This window comes from Corallococcus aberystwythensis, from assembly GCF_003612165.1.
GTDB classification, from domain to species: domain Bacteria; phylum Myxococcota; class Myxococcia; order Myxococcales; family Myxococcaceae; genus Corallococcus; species Corallococcus aberystwythensis.
On the sequence record NZ_RAWK01000003.1, the window covers coordinates 1 to 19,015 of the forward strand.

The window sequence follows — 19,015 nt, forward strand, 5'->3', positions numbered from 1 at the left end:
GGGTGGGAAGCCCCGGGCGGTGCTGTCCCTGGTCAACGACCCGGAGGATGCGCTGCTGCTGGCGGCGGCGCGCGACGGGGTGCCGGTGCTGGACATCACCCGGTGGACGTCCCGGTTGAAGGCCACGGTGTTGCGGCTCTCTGGTGCGGCGCCGGTCGCGCCGGTGCTGCTCAGCTCTGCGTGGATGGCGGGGCTGGTGCCGCGCCTCGTGGCGATGGCGGCGCGGAAGGTGGGGCGCCTGGAGCGCGTGGAGGTGGCCATCCGCTTCGCGCTCGCGGATCAGGCAGGTCCAGACTCGTTGGAGTACATGGACCGGCTGGGCCTGTCCTTCGAGGTGATGGAGGACGGACAGGAACGGCAGGTGCTGCCGCTGACGGACGGCCGGCGGGTGACGTTCTCCGACGGGCGCCACACCCGCGTCTTCCGGCTCGACACCCCCGAACAGGCGACGCTGCCCCGGGTGCTGGGTGCGCGAACGGTGACGACGCGGCTGGGCTTCGACTCGGGCTCCGCGACCTGGACGCTCGTCGTGCTCCAGCGGTTGGGGATCCTTCGGCTGCTCCAGCACCCCCGCTGGACGTCTCTGCGCCGGGCGCTGCTCACTGGCAACAACACGGGGGGCGAAGCCGCGTGGGTGGCGGATGTGGAGGGTGAACGGGGGCAGGCCCGCATCGAGGTGGTGGACTCCCGGGGACAGGCCCACCTCACCGCCGTCGGAGCGCTGCTGGGCACCGAGCGGCTCCTGGGGCTGGATGGAGCGCCGCCGCCGCCCCCAGGCGTGTGGTTCCCGGAGCATGAGCCCCGACCCGAAGAGACGCTGGCCACCCTGCGCGCCTGCGGCGTCGAGGTCCGGATCGACGAGCGGCCGGCGCGCAAGGTGGCGTGATGGTCCGCCGCGCGAACAAGAAGGTCCCAGGGGCACTTCCCTCGGCGAGCCCCCGGACGGGGACCGCGGTGCACGCCAAGGGCACCGAGCGCGTGGAGCGCATCCTCGACGCGACCATGGAGGTCCTGGCCGAGGACGGCTACGCGGGACTCGTCCTGCGGGGCGTGGCCCAGCGAGCGGGGGTGAGCCTGGGGAACCTCCAGTACTACTTCCCCACGAAGCAGGACGTGGTGCGGGCGCTGCTGGCGCGCTACCTGGAGCAGGCGCTCCAGCGGGTCCGCGAGCGGATGGAGGGCGGAGGCCGGGAGCCGGCGCAGCGGCTCCGGCTGGCCGTGGACGCCATCCTGGAGGACCAGGACTCAGCGCACGCTTGCCAGTTCTTCGCGGAGCTGTGGGCGATGGCCGCGAGGGACTCCATGGTCGCCGGCTCGCTCACGGTCTTCTACGCGGGCTATCGCGCAGGCGTCGTGGAGTTGCTGCGGGAGCTGGCCCCCGACCTCCCCCCGGCTCGCCGGGAACGGCGCGCGGCATTGCTCGTCGCCTTCTTCGAAGGACTGTCCCTCTTCCGGGGCGGTGGGAACCTGCGCGACGCGTCGGTGCCGGGGCTGGAGCAGGAACTGCGCTTGCTGTTGGAGCAGGTGCTGCTTCCAGGACCGGCGCGATAGTCAGACACCGGCTCAGAACGAAGGCAGGTCGGACGCCAGATGCGATGACAATCCACCGTCCATCACCAGGGCGCTCCCGTTGACGTAGCCGCCAGCTGGCCCGACGAGGAACGCCACCAGGCCCGCGACCTCTTCCGGCGTTCCGAAGCGCACCGCGGGGATGCGCTCCAGCAGCCGCTGGCGTGAGGCGGCGGGTGCCTTCGCCAGCATCTCCGTCTCGATGTAGCCGGGACAGACGGCGTTGCAGGTGATGCCGTACGCGCCCCACTCCGCGGCGATGGCCTTCGAGTACCCCACGAGCGCGTGTTTGGTGGCCGCGTAGGTGGACGATTGCGCGCCCCCGAAGAGGCCCATGATGGACGCGATGTTCACGATGCGCCCGGAGCCTTCCGCCTTCATGCGCGGCAGCGCCCACTGACACAGGTTGCGCACGCCGTCCACGTTCACGCCGAAGAGCTGGTCCCACTCGGTGACGCTCACCTCGTCCGCACGATGAAATGGTCCGCCCATGCCCGCGTTGTTCACGAGCACCCGGGGCACGCCCACCTTCGCTTCGAGCCGGCCGAGCGCTGCCGTCACGTCGTCCCTGTTCGCGACGTCACAGGGGAACGACCACGCGCGGCCCCCTGCCTTGAGCAATTGCTGCTGAAGCTGTTCCAGCGCATTGCCATCGCGGGACAGCAGGGCCACCTCGAACCCGTTGCGCGCGAGCTCGGTGGCGATGGCGGCGCCAATCCCCCGGCTGGCGCCGGTGACGACCGCGACAGGGGCCTTCGTCTGCGTCTGCATCACAGGACACCTCGGGGCGGGACGAGGCGGACCTCGTCGACCCGCACGTTCAGCGGCTTGATGGACGTCTCCCAGACGCACTGGGCCACGTCTTCAACGGAGAGCATGTCCGCGGGACTGAACTCCGGCCGGGACTTCCAGAAGGAGGTGTAGACGGCCCCGAGCGACAGGAGCGTCGCGCGGATGCCGAAGGTGTGGCCCTCCGCGTTCAGGACGCCAGTCAGCCCGCGGACCCCGTGCTTGGTCGCGGCATAGGCCCCATTCATGGGCAGCGTGAGGTGGTCGCTCACGGAGCCGATGTGGATGATCCGGCCACCGCCGTGGGACTTCATCCGCCGGAACGCTTCGCGCGCGCACAGGAACGTCCCCGTGAGATTCACGTCCAGGGTCCGCTGCCAGTCCTCCAGGGACGTCTCGTGGAGCGGCGTGAAGACGCCGACACCCGCGCAGTTGACCAGGACCGAAAGGGGACCCAACGCCGCCGCCTTGTCGAACAGCGCCCTCACGGAGTCCTCGCGGGTGACATCCACCTTCAGCGTGTCCGAGGTCTCCGTCGCGACGTCATTCGCGGCGCACACCACGCGCAGGCCCTCCGCGCGCAGCTTGTCGGTGACGGCGCGTCCGATGTCGCCCGTGCCTCCGACGACGATGACATTCCGAGTGCTCAAGCGCCGTGCCCCTTCCGTGGACCCATTCTCCCCAGACTTTCCGTGAAGGCAAGGTGGTACGGAAAGGGTGACAAGACGGATTGCCGCGGGCATGGCCTGGCTCCAGGCGGTTTCGCGCATGCGTCGCTTCGGGCGCGCACGGTTCGCTCCGGTGGGGAAGGGGGCAAGACCTGCGGCTGACCGCATCGACCGGGCCGGAGCCAGGCATGCCGGGCGCACGCTGCCGGGGAGCAGTCTCGGGGCCTACCCTCTGGAGTGCGCCCTGGAGAGACGGCGAGCCTCAACGCCTGGCGTCTCTCTGGCCGGTAGCTCAAGTGGGCGCACTCGCGCCGAGCGCCTGCCCGGGAGTCCGCATGGAGCACTTCCTCACCCACGCCGAGCAACCCACCGTGGCGCCCCAGGCCAGACGTGCAAGCCGGACGTGGCCCCGCTGGCTCCGCTACACCTTGCCAGGAGCCTGGGTGGCGCTTGTCTTCGCTTGTCTGGCTTTCACTCCCTCCCTGCTGCCGCGCAGCGGGCCCTTTCAGGGGTTCGTCGGCGGCCTCAGCGCGGCGATGGGTTATGGGCTGGGATGCCTGGGTGCCTGGCTCTGGCGGGAGTTCGCGGACCGCCCCGCGAGGACGCCCCGCCAGCGCGCATGGCAGGCCTTCTTCGTCACGGCCGGTGTGGCGTTGGTCGCGGCGCTGCTACTGGGCTGGCATTGGCAGCAGCGCCTCCGCGAGCTCATGGGCATGCCCTCGTCGGGCCGCGCCGGGTATCTGCTCGCCCTGCCGGTCGCGGCGGTTGTCTTCTTCGTGCTCATCGCCGTGGGACGCGGCCTGCGTGCCGTGACCCGAGCAGGGGCCACGCGACTCGCGAGACACATGGGGCGTCGCGCGGCCCGGGCGACGAGTGGACTGGCGGTGGTGGTGCTCACCGCGCTGGTGGCCAGCGGCGTGTTGTGGGACGGCCTCATCTCGATGGCGGACCGCACCCTGGCGGTGCAGGACACGATGACCGACGAGGGCGTGGTCCGCCCCAGCACCGTGCTGCGCTCCGGGGGCGCGGGCTCACCGATTGCGTGGGAGTCCCTGGGAAGGGAAGGGCGCAACTTCATTGGACGGGGGCCTTCGGTCGAAGACCTCTCCCGGTTCCATGGCACGGCGGCGAAGGAACCGATCCGCGCGTACGCCGGCTACGACTCCGCACCGGATGCGGAGGGCCGTGCCGCGCTCGCGGTGGACGACCTGGAGCGGGCAGGTGGCTTCGACCGTGCGTACCTGCTGGTGGTGACGACCACGGGCAGTGGGTGGGTGGTGCCGGAGTCCGTGGACGCCTTCGAATATCTGGCGCGCGGCGACTCGGCGATCGTTGCCATGCAGTACTCGCACCTGTGGTCGTGGCTCTCCGTGCTGGTGGATCAGGAACGGGCCCGCGAGTCAGGCAGGGCGCTCTTCGACGCGGTCTACGAACGCTGGTCGCGGCTTCCTCCAGGCCAGCGCCCGAAGCTGCTGGTGTTCGGAGAGAGCCTGGGCTCCTACGGCGGAGAGACGGCCTTCAGCGGCGAGCGGGACCTGGCCAACCGCACCGACGGCGTCCTCTTCGTCGGGCCGCCGAACTTCAACACGCTGTATCGCGCGTTCACCGACCACCGCGACCCGGGCAGCCCTGAGATTGAGCCCATCTACCGTCAGGGCCGCATCGTCCGCTTCAGCCGCCGGCCGGGCAGCGACATCCCGCCCGCGTCCGAGCCCTGGGGGGACTCGCGCGTGCTGTACCTGCTGCACCCCTCCGACCCCATCATCTGGTGGAGCCCCCGGCTTCTGGTGCAGCGGCCGGACTGGCTGCGCGAGCCGCGAGGCGATGACGTCCTGGGGCAGATGGTGTGGATCCCCTTCGTCACGTTCTGGCAGGTGACGGCGGACCTTCCCCTGGGAATGGCGGTGCCCGCGGGGTACGGCCACGTCTACACCGGCGAGCACGTGGACGGCTGGGCCGCGCTCCTGCGGCCTGAAGGCTGGAGCGCGGATCAGACGGCACGGCTGCGGAACCTGCTGCTCACGCGTTGAGCCGCAAGGCTATTCAGCCTTCGCCGACGGCGCGACCGGAGCGGGGACACACTTCGTCTCGAACACGGTGAGGACGCGCTTGAACTCCTGGCGCGTCGCATCCGAAACCCCTTCGTGGAGCATGTCGAGTGCACGCCGCCCCATGGCCACGGCCTCCCTGCAACGCCCGGACTGGAAGAACAGCGCTGCCTGGGTGTTGAGGATGCCCGCGTTGCCCGGCATCAACCGCACCGCGCGCTGGGCCGGAGCGAGCCCCTTCTGGGGCTGCAGGACGTTCACGTAGTACCAGGCGAGGCTGTTCTGCGCGGAGGGGCTGTCTGGCATCAGCTCCGCGGCGCGCTGGCGGGCCTGCTCCTGCTGGACGGACAGGTCCCCTTCGGCATCCAGCGCGTTGGCGAGCAGGTCCCACGCGCGCCCGTCCTCCGGATGCTTCTCCACCAGCTGACGCGCGAGCTTCAGCCGCTCCGCCTTGTCCAGCTTCTCCGCACGCAGCCGGTGGGTCTCCACGTGGGCCGGGTCCTCCTTCAGCGCCTGTTCCAGCTCCAGGTCCGCCTTGCGCAGGCGTTCCTCGCGCGGCACGTCCCCCGGTGCCTGGGTGAAGAGCAGGGCCCGGATGACATGCACGTCCGAGGGCTCCAGTCCGCGTGTCTGGGTTTGCGTAGGCACCGGCGGCAGGGGCTGGGTGGAGATGGCGTAGCGCCCGAGCTGCACATAATTGGCGAGGGCCGCCTGGAACGCGGTTTCTCCCTCGAAGGCGGCCTGGAAGGCGCGCCGGGGCTCCTCGCCCCGGGCCAGCTGGTTCTGGAAGGTGCTGAAGCGGTCGCCGTATTCGTTGATGAGGTAGTGCACCCACAGCCACGACGAGGCGTAGTGGCTCTGCAGCTCCGCGGTGCTCTGTTGCGTCTTGCCGTCCCACTGCCACAGCTCGTCCAGCGTGAGCCAGCCGTGCGCGCGCACGTACTGGAGCAGCGCGGGGCTGGCCCGGCCCAGCACCACGTTGCGGTCGCTGGGCCGGATGGTGATGGTTTCCAGGTAGGACGCCAGGCCTTCCGAGATCCACCGGGGCTGACGGGGCAGGGCGAAGGCGCTCAGGTAGTGCGCCAGCTCGTGGGCCTGGGTCTCCTTGTCGCCCGTGGTGTCGGCCAACAGGTATCCGCCGCCGCCCGTCATCACCATCCGGGGGCCATCCGGCGTCTGTCCGGCGAAGCCTCCATAGCGACCCGAGTCGGTGAACTCCTCCAGGTCGCGAGGGTTGCTGAGCAGGATGACCTCCACCGTGCCCGGCGGGTCGAAGCCGGCGCCCCACGCAAGCAGCAGCGCCCGCCGGAACTCCTCCAGCTCCACCGCGCTCCGGGCCGCCGCCGGCTCCTCCAGGTTCGTGCGCACGCGGAAGTGCGAGCTGCGCACCTCACGCCAGGGCCGCCCACCCTCGGCCGGGCACAAGGCCCGGCTCGCCGTGCAGCCCGAGAACAACGTCAATGCCAATCCCAGGAACGCCAAACGCAGACTCATGCGCGTGGCTTCTGTCATATCTCCTGGAGGGAAAACAGCCCCCGGACGAACCTCCGGGCGCCTTCGAGGTGGGCATCCTGGCGGAGGTCCTTGCGCAGCACCTCCGCCAGCCAGGGGTTTCCATGTCCCCCGACGGTGGGGACGAAGCTCTCCATTTCACCGGACTCCACGACGAAGAGACCGAGCTGCTTGAGGTCGGCGAGGAGCGACTCGGCCACCTGACGCAACTGGCCCCTGGGGACCGCGTCCACACCCTGTTTCTTCGCCGCGTCCCAGGGCGAGGCGCGCTTGAGCACATCCCGGATCTCCTGGGCCACATCCCCTGGGAAGATCGAGGTGCTGACCTGACCCAGGAGTTTTTCGATCTCCTTTCGGACGTGAGTGGTCTCCAGTTCCGGTCTGAGTTGCTCGACGCCTGCCTTGATCCTCTTCCAGCGCGCCTCGAACTCGCCCCAGTTGCCGCCGAGTGCCTCGATGGCTCCCTTGAGCGGGGAATCTTCGTTCAGGATGTCGAAGTCCACGATGGCTCGCGTGGGGACTCCGATGCTGGCAAGGGCCGCGGCAATCGCCGGGATCTTATGTTTGCCACCCGTGCTCGTGAACATGACATCCGGTATCCGGGTGTCCGTGTCTTCAGGCTGAACCGCTTCCAGGAGCGAGGCGTAGAAGCGGCAATCCCCGTCCGCCTCGCAGAGTACGACCTGCTCATGGAACAGGCTGTCCAGCGTGTTGGAGAAGCGCAGGATGGGATCAGCCCAGAGCGTGCGGAGCCGGTCGCTATCCAGCGCACGCGCATGATTGAGGTCCCCTTCGCGGGTGAGCCGGATGATCTGGAGGGCTGAAGGGTTGGCATCCAGGAGCCCCCGAAGCAGATCTCCGCTGTGGGTCGCGATGATGAGCTGACGCCCAGCGGGCTTCTCCCTGGCCAACAGCGTTCCGAGGAGTCGCGCTTGGGGCGGATGAAGGAAGGCCTCGGGTTCGTCGATCATGACGACGAACTTGTCGGCAGCCGTGACCTCAAGGAGGCAGCCTGCGAAGCTCCGCATCCCGTCACCCTGACTCTGAAGCAGCGGAAGCGCCCGGAGTTTCCGGGCGTAGCTGGGAGAAACCCGGTCTTCGCCGGGCTCCAACGGAGGAACCGTTCCGCAGTGAAGCGGCAGCGTGGATCCAGCGGTCCGGTTGACGATGAGCGCTTGTCCGAAGGCACGCTGGAAGTAACGGCTGAGCCGTTCCGCCAGTACCGGATCGACGCACATCTTCTGGATGGGAAGATATGGGATGTCTGTCGAGAGGTTGAAGACGTCAGCCGGCTCGGTGGCCTTGAAGCGAGTTGCGAGGTCGAGCAAATAGACGAATAGCTCCGCGACAGAGTCGAAGCCTGATTGCTGCTCCCAGAACGCCCGGAGCAGGCTTCCAGGTACCTTCGCGAAATCGACGCCCAGCATGGAGAGAATGCTGGTGGAGGATTTGATCTTCGAAAAGATGTCCCCGATTTGTAGCGCCGCGAGGTTGTAGTGCTCAGTGTCTCGCAGACGAAACGAAGCCAACCGCTCCAGAAACGCCTCGAATGTCCCGGCGCGCCCCACCTTCATGTCGGTGACGACATGATTGCTCGTTTTGGAATAGGCCGATCCCGCCCGGCCGAGGATCTCCCGGAGGGTCGCGCTCTTTCCCGCGTTGTTGGGCCCGACGATGACGACGATGGAGTCGGGTTCGAGCGGGATGCTCGCGCCCCCGCTGAACGTGAGTTGCTCGATGAAGAGAGAAGCGCTCATCCAATCCCCTTGTGGAGCCATGCTGGCACGTCCAGGGGATGGGAGGCGGGGAGGGGGCGCGGCCTCCCACCCGGGACTGCTCCGGCGGTGAACCACCATGCCGCTGTGGCTGGAACCGGTGCACCTCGCCCGGGCCCGCCCCCGCTCCAGCCTGAATCACCAGTGAATCCAGGTACTTCCATCCACTCGGCAGGCCCCTCCAGCCGTCCCTGAGGCTTGGGGGCGGTTACCCCCTCCGGGCCCGCCTTGCCGTGGATCCGCTCCGAGGCTCCCCGCTTGGCCTGAAATCACGTATAGGCCTCCGCACAATTTCGCGCGGTACGCGAGCGATCCGCAGGGCGAGCGGTCAGGGCCCCCCGGGACTGCTCTGGAGGAACGGATGGAGTTGTCGAGTCTCGAGTCGAATTTCTGGGCGATCGCACCGGGCGTCATCGGCGCCATCGGTCTGCTCTTCTCTGCGTTCTTCTACTTCCGCGTCAAGGCGCTCCCGGACGGCGACGCGACCATGAACCGCATCGCGGGCTACATCCGCGAAGGCGCGATGGCGTTCCTCGTCCGTGAATACAAGGTGCTGGCGGTCTACTGCGTGGTCGTCGCGGTGATCATCGGCTTCGCCCTGGGACCGACGGCGAGCGCGAGCTTCGTGGCGGGCGCGTTCCTGTCGCTGCTCGCGGGCTACATCGGAATGAAGGCCGCCACGTTCGCGAACGTGCGCACCGCGCAGGCCGCGCGCACCGGCTCCAAGCCGAACGCGCTGCTCGTCGCGCTGGATGGTGGCGCCGTGATGGGCCTGGCCGTCGCCGGCCTGGGCCTCATCGGCATGGGCGTCGTCTACTACGTGTTCCGGTCCAGCAAGGAGCTGTCCCCCGTCCTCCACTCGTTCGCCGTGGGCGCCAGCTCCATCGCGCTCTTCGCGCGCGTGGGCGGCGGCATCTACACCAAGGCCGCCGACGTGGGCTCCGACATCGCCGGCAAGGTCATCGAGAACATCCCCGAGGACGACCCGCGCAACCCCGGCGTCATCGCCGACAACGTGGGTGACAACGTGGGCGACGTGGCCGGCATGGGCGCGGACATCTACGAGTCCATGGTCGCCGCCATCGTCGCCGCGATGGCCATCGCGCTGACCGCCAACGCGACGGAGCTCTCCCGCCTCGTGGTGGACACCTCCGCGACGGGGACCGCCAAGGTGGCGGGCGTCATCCTCCCGCTGGTGCTGTCCGCGGTGGGCCTGATTGTCAGCCTGGTGAGCATCTTCATCGCTCGCGCGCTCAAGCACATGAACCCCGCGCAGGTCCTGCGCAGCGCGCTCATCATGCCCCCCGTCATCCTGGTGGGCCTGTCGTTCGTGATGATGAACGTGTTCGGCCTGTCCCAGTCCATCACCGTGGCGCTGGCCGCGGGCGCCTTCGGCGGTGCCATCATCGGCCTCGTCACGGACTACTACACGTCGTCCACGCCGGTGCAGCGCATCGCGGAGTCCTCCATCACGGGCGCGGGCACCAACCTCATCCGCGGCCTCGCCGTGGGCATGGAGAGCGTGGGCATCTCCATGGCCACCATCGCCCTGGTGGCCTACATCGCGGACCGCGCGCTCGGCCTGTACGGCATCGCGCTGTCCGCGGTGGGCATGCTGGGCGGCACCGCCGTCGTGATGACGGTGGACGCGTACGGCCCCATCTCCGACAACGCGGGCGGCATCTCCGAGATGTCCGGCCTGGGCCCCGAAGTGCGCGCCATCACCGACGAGCTGGACGCGGTGGGCAACACCACGGCGGCCATCGGCAAGGGCTTCGCCATCGGCTCCGCGACGCTCACGGTCATCGCGCTCTTCTCCGCGTTCAACCTGGAGGTCAACCACACGCGCGTCGCCAACGGTCTGGCGGAGATGAGCCTGGAGCTGACCAACCCGAACGTCATCGTGGGCCTGCTGCTGGGCTCCATCCTCCCGTTCCTCGTGGGCGCTTCCACGATGCTCGCCGTGGGCCGCGCGGCGGGCGCCATCGTCGAGGAGATTGGCCGTCAGTTCCGTGAGATTCCCGGCCTGATGGAGCTCAAGGCCGAGCCGGAGCCCAAGAAGATCGTCGACATCGCCACCAAGAGCGCCCTGCGCGAGATGATCTTCCCGGGCCTCATCGCCATCGTCGCCCCGCCGGTGGTGGGCTACGTGCTCGGGCCCCTCGCCCTGGCGGGCCTGCTGGCCGGTTCGCTCGTCGTCGGCGCCACCATGGCCCTCTACATGGCCAACGCGGGCGGCGCATGGGACAACGCCAAGAAGTACATCGAGAAGGGCAAGCTGCCGGGCCACGCCAAGGGCTCGGCGGTCCACAAGGCCGCCGTCGTCGGCGACATGGTGGGCGACCCCTTCAAGGACACCTCCGGCCCGGGCGTGGCCATCCTCATCAAGGTCATGAGCGTCGTGTCGCTGCTCGTGGCCTCGCTCATCGCGCTGCGGTAGCGCGGACCTCGCGGTGCGGCGCCGTCACTCCAGGCGCCGCACCCGGGCAGTGGAGGAGCGCGTGCTTACACTTCCAGGTGAGCCACCGCGGTCCTTCCGCCAGCGAGGTGTCCCATGGTCCTGGAGCTCTCCCAGCAGCAGATGCACCTCCTCCACGCTTCGCTGGCCGAAGGCATCGATGCGCTGCGTGACGAGGTCGTCCACACCGACGCACGCGACCTGCGCGACCACCTGAGGGACAAGCTCGAGCGGTTGCAGGCCCTCCAGCGCAAGGTGGAGGCCCAGATGCACCCGGCAGCCCACCCGCCGCTCTGACAGGAGCTGGCCCGGTCGCCAGGGAACACGAAACCGCACGGGAGGTTGAGGGAAATCGCGCTAAGCCGTGATTTCCACTCTGTCCCCGAGGTTTCCGATGAAGCGCTTCCTGTGGTCCGCTGCCACGACGTTGGGCCTGACACTGATGTCCGCGCCCGCCCTGGCCCAGTCCCCCGGCCCCTTCTCCGCGTTCGCGCCGTTCGAGCTGCGGGTGAACTTCCAGCCCGCGAACGCGCCAGTGCCGACGGGCTTCGTGGCGGACTCCGGCCAGGTGTACGGCAGCCGGGGCAACGGCTTCACCTACGGGTGGAACCAGGACAACACCGCCAACACGCGCGACCGCAACAACCCCAGCACCCCGTCGCAGGCGTACGACACGATCATCCGCACGCAGAACGGCGCGAACTTCACCTGGGAGCTGGCCGTGCCCAACGGCTACTACGAGGTGCGGCTGGTGGCGGGGGACTCGGACTTCATCGACAGCGAGTATGCCTTCAGCGTCGAGTATTACGGCGACGTGCTGCGCGGCACGCCGACCGCGGATCAGCACTTCTTCGAAGCGGTGAAGCTGGTGGACGTGAGTGACGGACGGCTCACGGTGCGCAGCAGCAGCCCGGCCGTGAACAACAAGCTCGCGTTCCTGGAGGTGAAGCGGAAGTTCGGCATCGACATCAACTTCCAGCCCGCGTCCAACCCGCCCCTGGAGAACTTCGGCTACCTGCCGGACAACGGGCTCATCTATGGCGCGCGGCAGTTCGGCTTCACCTACGGGTGGAACGTGGACAACACGGCCAACATGGTGGACGCGGGCCATGACGTGGACATCGTCGCGCAGCGCCACGCGCGCATGCAGCAGGGCGGCGAGCGCGTCTGGGAGATCGCCGTACCCAACGGCGTCTACGAGGTGAGCATGCTGGCCGGCGAGCCGTTCAACTACGTGGGCGCGTACCGCATCCAGGCGGAGGACACGGTGGTGCTCAGCGGCATGCCCACCGGCTACGGCTACACCACTGGCATCGCGAACGTCGCGGTGCTGGACGGACGCCTCACGGTGAAGAGCGCGCCGGGCGCGGGGAACAACCGCATCAACGCCGTGTACATCCGCCAGCAGTAGCTGCGCGCTTCAGCGCGGGGCAGGGGTGGGCTTGCCGCCCTCCAGGGGATGTCCCCGGGTACCGGCGGCCCACTCCTCCCAGACGTTGAAGGACTTCATCTGCTGGCCCAGGTCGGTGTCGCGCACGAGCGCCTCCACCTCGGCGCGGCTCTGGCGGGGCAGCTTCTCCTCCATGGTGGCGAAGCCCCACGCGAGCGCGCCCACCACGGCCGCGTTGGCGCGCAGCGTGCGCGCGTCGCACTGTTCGAACTCGTCCGAGCGCGCGTGGTAGTTGGGCCCGTACGTGGCCGGTTCCTGATTGGCGATGAGGTTGGCCACGCCGTGCATCATGAAGTCGAAGTTGTCCGTGCCCACCACCGGCACGTCCACGTGCGTGAAGGGCCCCAGGCCCGCCACCGGCTTCAGCGCCCGGTCCACCAGCGGCACCAGCGCGGACCGGCCGTTGGTGTAGAAGCCGGTGATGCGCCCACAGCCGATGTCCACCGACAGCGCCAGGGTGTGCCGGTCCAGCTCCGCCGCGTGCGTGCCCGTATAACCGGCCGAGCCGTACATGCCCTGCTCCTCGCCGTTCCACAGCGCGAAGCGCAGGGTGCGCGCGGGCTTCAATCCCAGACGCTGCATCTGCCGCGCGAGGTCGAGCAGCATCGCGACGTTGGCGCCATTGTCGAGCGCGCCTCCGCCCAGGTCCCAGCTGTCCAGGTGCGCCCCCAGCACGACGACCTCGTCGGGATGCGTGGTGCCGCGAATCTCTCCAATGACGTTGCGTGACGTGTAGGGGCCGCCCGTGCGCAGGTCCAGCGTCGCGGTGAGGCTCAGGGCCGTGCCGGCGCGCAGCAGCCGCAGCGCGCGCTTCGCGCCGTCGCGCTCCATCACCATCATGGGACGCGTGTTCCTGGGGCCCACCGAGACGCTGTGCCGATAGAGCTGATTGCCGGGCCGGCTGCCCATGTAGACGACGCCGGCCACGCCCGCGGCGAACGCGCGGGATTCAATCACCGCCGCTTCGTCGTACTCGCGGAACAGCCCGTCCACGTCCTTGAGTTCGTCCGTCTCCACCAGGACGAACGTGCCCCGCGCCTTCGCGCCCACCCGCCGGAAGTCGGCCTCCGTGCCGCGCCCCACCTCCAGCAGCGGCGCGGTGGAGCCGCCCTTGGGCGTGGCGGTGGAGAAGGGCATCGCGGCCACGCGCGGGGCGAAGCGCACGCCCGGACCCTGCACGGACGCGGTGGCGCCGCGCTCCAGCCACAGCGCCGGCATGGGGAAGGGCTCCGCGCGTGCCGTCACACCGGCGGCGCGGAAGCGTTGCAGCGCCCATTCCACGGCGCGGTGGTTGGACTCGGAGCCCGTGGCCCTTCCGCCCACCTCGTCCACCAGCGAGCGCAGGTCCTCGAGCATGGGCGTTCCGCCCAGCACGCTGCCCACGAGCAGCGCGGCTTCACGCTCACGCGCGGAAGGGAGGGCCTCCTCGGCCCGGGAAGGGGCCGGGAGGGCCAGGGCGAGGGACAGCGCCGCGAGGCGGAGCAGCGGACGGGAAGGGGACATGCGGAAGGGCACCGGGGTGGAGGACGGTGCAAGCATCTCCACCCCGGCTGTCCTCCGGCAATGCCCGGTGTCAGCGGCCGTAGGCGGCGCCGCCGATGTTGATGTTCGGGTCGCCCGTGATGCCGTCGGCGAGCGCGACGGCCCCGTTGATGAAGCCGAACATCGCCGTGAGGTTCCCGGGGATGGCGCCCTTCAGGGCGTCGTTGCCGAAGAAGGGCGTCCAGGCGTCGCTGATGATGGTGCCGGAGAGCGCCTTGACGCCATCCTTGCTCGCGTCCACGTTTCCGCCGAACTGGTCACCCAGCCACCCGAACACCTTGTCCACGCTCACCTGATCCGCGGTGCCGCTCTTGATCTTCGCGTAGGCGGCGCCCACCCCCGGGGTGGCCTCGATGGCTTTCTCCACCAGGCTGCCCATCACGTCCACCATGGCCTTCTTGCGCGCGAACTCGTCGTCCATGCCCTGCATCGCGCTCTGGGAGCCCTGGTAGAGCGCGCCGAGCACGAAGCCCATGTTTCGCGCCAGGATGTTGCCGCCGTCCGCCATGAACCCGTCCTCGCCCTGCCCCTGGACGAGCTGGGGGACGAGACCGTCCTGGGTCCCCTGTCCCAGGTACCGGTGCAGGGCCTCCGTCACGAGCCCGCGGCTGCCTTCGTCGCGGAAGGCCACGCGGTCGAAGAACTTCGCCATCGCCCGGCCTTCCTTGTCGTAGAGGCGGTTGTCGTAGTCCGAGTTGGCGGAGGTGTCGACGATGCCCTCCGTGTCCGCCGCGAACATGCCGGCCAGCGCGAGGTGCGTCTGCGCGCCGTCGTTGAAGAAGTCGCCGTCCACGGCCAGGGAGACCTGCTGGAACGCCTCGATGCGCAGCTCCTTCGCGGCCTGCGCGTTGGAGAAGTTGGCCGGATTGAGGCGGGCCACGTCCCCCAGGAACTCGTTGACCCCCGCCTGGACGTCCTCCTGGAAGAAGGCGCCGGTGTGCTCGAGCTCCGGCGCGTCCGGGCCGCCGAGCACGTTCAGGAATTGGGAGCGCGCCGCATCGGGGAGGTCGGCCAGCGCGCCCAGGCCGTCCGTGGGGCTCTGGGTCATGGAGCCCAGCGCCCACGCCACGGCGCGGGCCTCCTCGGAGGACAGCGACGCCGGGTCGGCCTTGAGCTCCTCCAGGTAGCCGTTGGCGAAGCTGGCGCGGAGCGAGTCGCTGCCCGAGTTCGCGACGAGCCACGCCGCGGTGGAGGCGCCGGGGGCCTCGGACGGCTGTTCGCCAGACTTGATGCGGTCCAACGCCGCGGTGACCTCCGCCTGGCCGGGCGAACCGGGAGGCAGTGCGGACAGGTTGCCCATCATCGTGGCCAGGGCCTGCATCTGGGCGACGGACTCCTCCCGGTTGAAGGTGAGCGGGCTGCCGGCCAGCTCGACGCCCGTGGCCAGCGCCGCGCCCAGCACCTCCGGCCCCATCCCCTGCACGACCTTGCCCTGATCCGCGACGGGGTAGGCCTCGATGGCGGCCGACAGGACGGTCCTGGCGAGCCCCGGCATCTCTTCCGACAGGGGGCCCACACGGCCCATCAGCTCGGCGACGCGGTCCGGGCCCAGGGCGGCCATCAGCTCCTTGCGGAACGCGACGTCCTCCGCGCTGTCACTGCCGTGCATCTGGAGCTCGCTGGCCAGTCCGATGGGCTGGGCGGCCGGCTGGTACTTGTTGATGTTGTCGAGGGCCGTCTGGACCTCCGGAGAGACCGTGGCCGCCGGAGCGGGCGTGTTCACCTGCGCGGTCTGGGTGACCGGGGTGCTGGCCACGGGTGTGCTGATGACTCCAGGCGTGGGGCTCGCCGGAGGAGGCGTGAACGGAGGCCCCCCGTTGCCCCCGAAATAGCTCACCGTCTGGCGCGACCGCGTGTCGGGGGTGAAGAGATCCTGGGTCAGCCGCTGCTGGACCGGGGTCGGCGCCGCCTTCCCTGGGGCAGGCGGCGCGACGTTCATTCCGGCGGGCTTGTTCTCTTGAACGGGACGGGACTGCGCAGGACCGCGAAAGGCAATTCTCATGAAACACTTCCCCCTCTGCGTGCGTCATTCACGCTGCGGACACGGGTCTACCAACGCGCCGCGGCGGCAGGGGGTTAAGCCGGATTAAATGGAGTGAAATCTCCTACCCGCCGGCCTGACGGAGCGTGATGCCTCCCCCGGGTTCCTCGCGAGTGAACAACCGCTAAATTCAAGATTAGCCTTGAACTCATGATTTTACTAAATTCTCGCGGACCACGAGGATTTCCCGCGTGGCTTCCATCCGACGAGGCGCGAAAACAGCATGCGTTCGAATTTCTTGAAGCAGTTCCGGAACCGGGCGGCCTGGCTGGTGATCGCAGGCGGGCTGGCCGGATGTGGCCCCGGCGCGCCGGAGGAGGAGACTCCGGCGCGGCTCCAGGAGACGGAGCACGCGCTGTATGAAGGAGACGACCCGAAGCTGGTGTTTCGCTATCGCGCCTCGACGACGGGCACGAGCGCCGGTGTCATCACGGGCACCGTGGGCGCCGCAGCCACCATTGCGCGGGGGGGAAGCGGCAATACCGAGTTCATGAACCTGACGTATCGTCCGTTTACGGCGGGCGCGTACAAGGCCAGTGCCACCGCGCCGCTCCAGTCGCCAACGGGCTTCACCGTCGTGGCGCATTTCAAGCCGGACGCGGCGTCGTTGACCGGCCGCCGGACGCTCTACTCGGACCAGGGCAACGGCGGCATCGCGCTCGACATCGTCGATGGCCGCATGCAGGTGCAATGGCATGACGGCACCGGGTACCAGTCCGTCACCGCCACGGGCTACCCCATTGATACGAACTGGCACTACGTCGTCGCGGCCGTCACCATCAACCCCACGACGCCCGCGAGCAGCCATGCACGCATCTACGTGGACGGACAGGAGCGCATCGACGTCTCTCCCATCCCCGGGGCGCAGAACCTGAAGAACAGCGGCCAGCCCGGCTGCGTCGCGGCCGAGTGCGACGGCACGGGCAGCTCCCGGGCCCCCGTAGGCGAATACTTCGTTGGCCGCATCGCCACCGTGGAGGTCCTCAACTATCCGCTGTGGTCGAGGAGCTATCTCTTCTCCCAGCTGAATGACGGCGGCTGGTACGCGGGCCTGCCGTCCTATTTCGACTTCACCCCCGCGGTCACGGACACACCCACGGGCGCCTACCGTTCGAAGTACCGGCGCATGGCGGACGCCATCAACGAGCCCCAGGGCGGCAACAACTTCCCGCAGTTCAACGACATGAAGGCGAAGGTCACCCGCCGCATCTCGCTGCCGTATCTCAATGATGGCTTTGTCTACCAGGGCGTCTTCGTTGGCACGACCACCACCGCGAACGACACGATGTTCATGGTGGGGCACTACGAACCGGACCCCGACCTCTCGGAAGGGATGGCCATCGTCCCGGAGGTGAACATCACCGGCTGCGCCACCGGGACCTGCGCCCCCAGCCTCCGGCGGACCTACCGGCTGGTGAGTGCGACCGGGGCGGAGCTGAGTGGCGTTCACCCGGGCGGGGTCGTGAAGGTGGGCCACATCCTGTATGTCAATTCCCTCATGAATGAGGCCACGGGCATTGGAGGCCTGCTTCAGTTCGACCTCTCCGCGCCCCGGACCACCTGGCATCCGGCGGATGCCGCGACGGGGCGGCCCGCCATCGAGGACCTCAAGCTCGTCAAGAGCCACACCGGCCTCTGCGGAGGGGCCAGCGTGTCGCTCGACGTGGTTTCGAACCGGCTCTATTGCTTCACAAGTGGGGCCCGGCTCATCCGGGGCTACAATCTGAACGCGGATGGCTCGCTGCCGGACTCCACGCCGGAAGTGACCTGGTCGATTCCCGCAGGGCCCTACACCCAGGGAACCAAGACCTATCAGCTCCAGGGCGGCGCGGCGTATCACCGGGGCAATGCGGGAGCCAATCCGTGCTTCGTGCTCCACTTCTCCGGCGGAGAGAGCAACCCGTCCGCGATCCACGACTTCTGCCCGTCCACCTCCACGACCGCCGTGAGGGAACTCTCCAGCACCCTGGCCACGAACGGCGAGGGCGTCGTCGTCACGACGGATGGAATGGTGTGGGGCATTACCGAGGGCGCGTCCAAGAAGATGCAGGCCGTGGGCTCCGCCTCCATCGTCCTGGCCCCCTGGGTCTGGGGCATCCCCCGCGCCACCCTCGGCATCCAGTAGGCGCCCACCTATCAGGAGGCCCTGCGTTGTCGATTGTCATCGAAGCGCCTTGTCCAGGCGCTTTGCCTACCGGCCGCCCTGGGCCTTCTTTCCCACGGCGGGCTTCACGGCGGCGGGCTTCGCGGGAGTTCCCTTCACGGGCGTCGCCTTCGCGGAGGACGCCTTCGCGAGGGCGGGGTTCCGCTTGGCGGCCAGCTCCGGGATCAACAACAGCTCGATGCGGCGGTTGCGGGCGCGGCCCTGCGGTGAGGCATTGGCCCCCAGGGGCCGTGTGTCGCCGTAGCCGGCCGCGAGCATGCGCTTCGCGGGCACGCCGCCCTTGTCCTGGAGGTAGCGCACCACGTTGACGGCGCGCGCGACGGACAGCTCCCAGTTGGTGGGGAAGGTGGCCTGGAGCTTCTGCGTGGGCGGCGAGTCGTCCGTGTGGCCCGACACCTGGATGATCTTGTCATCCACCTTGGACAGCACGCCGCCCAGCCGGGTGAGGACCTCCTGGCCGCGTGCGCTGATGCTGGCGTCACCCGAATCGAAGAGGACCTTGTCCACCAGGTCCACCTGGAGGCGGCCCCCGTCCTGCGTCAGGCGGATGGCGCCCTCGGCGATCTCCTGCTTCAGCTTGTCCTGGAGGTCCTCGTAGGTGGCCTTGAGCCGGGCCAGCTCCGCCTCCTGCTCCTGCACCGTCTGGCTGAGCTGCTCCTTCTCCGTGTTGAGCTGCTCCTTCTCCGTGGACAGCTTCGCGTGCTCCGCCTCCAGCGCGGCCAGCTTCGCCTCCAGCGCCTGCTTCGCGGCCTCCGCCTCACTGGCCCGGGCCGTCGCCGAAGCAGCTTCTTCATCCGCGCGGGTCGTGCTGCGATGCGACAGATACAGCACCAGGCCCGCGAGCCCCGCCACCAGCGCCGTCACCAACCAGGGCACCCAGGCCCTTCCGCGTTCCGTTTCCATGTCGCGACCTCCAGGGTGGAATGGACGGAAACCACGCTAGCGACAGCCCCCAGGTGCGCCACAAGGCGACCCGGGTGCGTGCTTGTGTCTGGAGGT

The 19,015-nt window shown here is 68.9% G+C and carries 14 protein-coding genes; 7 read left to right on the forward strand and 7 right to left on the reverse strand.

The window, feature by feature from the left end:
- Nucleotides 1–886, forward strand: an 886-nt coding sequence (locus D7W81_RS00820; protein ID WP_120553380.1) for a saccharopine dehydrogenase family protein, incomplete at its 5' end; no start/stop codon positions are given.
- On the forward strand, nt 886–1,551 hold the full coding sequence (locus D7W81_RS00825) for a TetR/AcrR family transcriptional regulator (protein WP_120553447.1): 666 nt from the start codon (nt 886–888) through the stop codon (nt 1,549–1,551). The genes D7W81_RS00820 and D7W81_RS00825, both read left to right, overlap by 1 nt.
- A 12-nt stretch (nt 1,552–1,563) precedes the next feature.
- Here the strand turns inward: D7W81_RS00825 and D7W81_RS00830 are convergent, their stop codons facing one another.
- Both D7W81_RS00830 and D7W81_RS00835 read right to left on the reverse strand, forming a co-directional pair.
- Nucleotides 1,564–2,340: an SDR family NAD(P)-dependent oxidoreductase gene (locus tag D7W81_RS00830; RefSeq protein WP_120553381.1), complete on the reverse strand. Its 777-nt coding sequence runs from the start codon at nt 2,338–2,340 to the stop codon at nt 1,564–1,566.
- Nucleotides 2,340–3,008, reverse strand: a complete 669-nt coding sequence (locus D7W81_RS00835; RefSeq protein WP_120553382.1) for an SDR family oxidoreductase — start codon at nt 3,006–3,008, stop codon at nt 2,340–2,342. The genes D7W81_RS00830 and D7W81_RS00835 overlap by 1 nt, the downstream gene beginning before the upstream one ends.
- A 353-nt stretch (nt 3,009–3,361) precedes the next feature.
- On the opposite strand from D7W81_RS00835, the gene D7W81_RS00840 reads away from it, so the two are divergent.
- Nucleotides 3,362–5,056: an alpha/beta hydrolase gene (locus D7W81_RS00840; RefSeq protein WP_120553383.1), complete on the forward strand. Its 1,695-nt coding sequence runs from the start codon at nt 3,362–3,364 to the stop codon at nt 5,054–5,056.
- Between the two features lie 9 nt (nt 5,057–5,065).
- On the opposite strand, the gene D7W81_RS00845 is transcribed toward D7W81_RS00840, so the two are convergent.
- Entirely contained in the window at nt 5,066–6,568 is a 1,503-nt protein-coding gene (locus tag D7W81_RS00845) for a DUF1570 domain-containing protein (RefSeq protein WP_120553384.1), read from the reverse strand.
- Between the two features lie 14 nt (nt 6,569–6,582).
- Complete coding sequence (locus D7W81_RS00850) at nt 6,583–8,343, reverse strand: ATP-dependent nuclease (RefSeq protein WP_158621385.1); 1,761 nt, start codon at nt 8,341–8,343, stop codon at nt 6,583–6,585.
- Nucleotides 8,344–8,722: 379 nt separating this feature from the next.
- Between D7W81_RS00850 and D7W81_RS00855 the strand changes: the two genes are divergently transcribed.
- From D7W81_RS00855 to D7W81_RS00865, 3 genes are all read left to right on the forward strand, one after another.
- Nucleotides 8,723–10,801 (forward strand): sodium-translocating pyrophosphatase, encoded by a 2,079-nt coding sequence (locus D7W81_RS00855; RefSeq protein ID WP_120553386.1) that lies wholly within the window; start codon nt 8,723–8,725, stop codon nt 10,799–10,801.
- A 114-nt stretch (nt 10,802–10,915) separates the two neighbouring features.
- A complete protein-coding gene (locus D7W81_RS00860) occupies nt 10,916–11,116 on the forward strand; it encodes a hypothetical protein (RefSeq protein WP_120553387.1) in 201 nt (66 codons plus the stop codon).
- Between the two features lie 97 nt (nt 11,117–11,213).
- Nucleotides 11,214–12,230, forward strand: a complete 1,017-nt coding sequence (locus D7W81_RS00865; RefSeq protein WP_120553388.1) for a hypothetical protein — start codon at nt 11,214–11,216, stop codon at nt 12,228–12,230.
- A 9-nt stretch (nt 12,231–12,239) separates the two neighbouring features.
- Here the strand turns inward: D7W81_RS00865 and D7W81_RS00870 are convergent, their stop codons facing one another.
- Nucleotides 12,240–13,808 (reverse strand): M28 family metallopeptidase, encoded by a 1,569-nt coding sequence (locus tag D7W81_RS00870; protein WP_244226902.1) that lies wholly within the window; start codon nt 13,806–13,808, stop codon nt 12,240–12,242.
- Nucleotides 13,809–13,842: 34 nt separating this feature from the next.
- A complete protein-coding gene (locus D7W81_RS00875; protein ID WP_120553389.1) occupies nt 13,843–15,750 on the reverse strand; it encodes a hypothetical protein in 1,908 nt (635 codons plus the stop codon).
- Between the two features lie 325 nt (nt 15,751–16,075).
- Here D7W81_RS00875 and D7W81_RS00880 point away from each other — a divergent pair, with 325 nt between their 5' ends.
- The gene (locus tag D7W81_RS00880) at nt 16,076–17,977 is read left to right on the forward strand and encodes a LamG-like jellyroll fold domain-containing protein (RefSeq protein ID WP_120553390.1); all 1,902 of its coding nucleotides are present in this window, start codon (nt 16,076–16,078) and stop codon (nt 17,975–17,977) included.
- A gap of 66 nt (nt 17,978–18,043) precedes the next feature.
- Here the strand turns inward: D7W81_RS00880 and D7W81_RS00885 are convergent, their stop codons facing one another.
- Nucleotides 18,044–18,919 carry an OmpA/MotB family protein gene (locus tag D7W81_RS00885; RefSeq protein WP_120553391.1) on the reverse strand — a complete coding sequence of 292 codons (876 nt, stop codon included), beginning with the start codon at nt 18,917–18,919 and terminating at the stop codon, nt 18,044–18,046.
- Between the last annotated feature and the right edge of the window lie 96 nt (nt 18,920–19,015).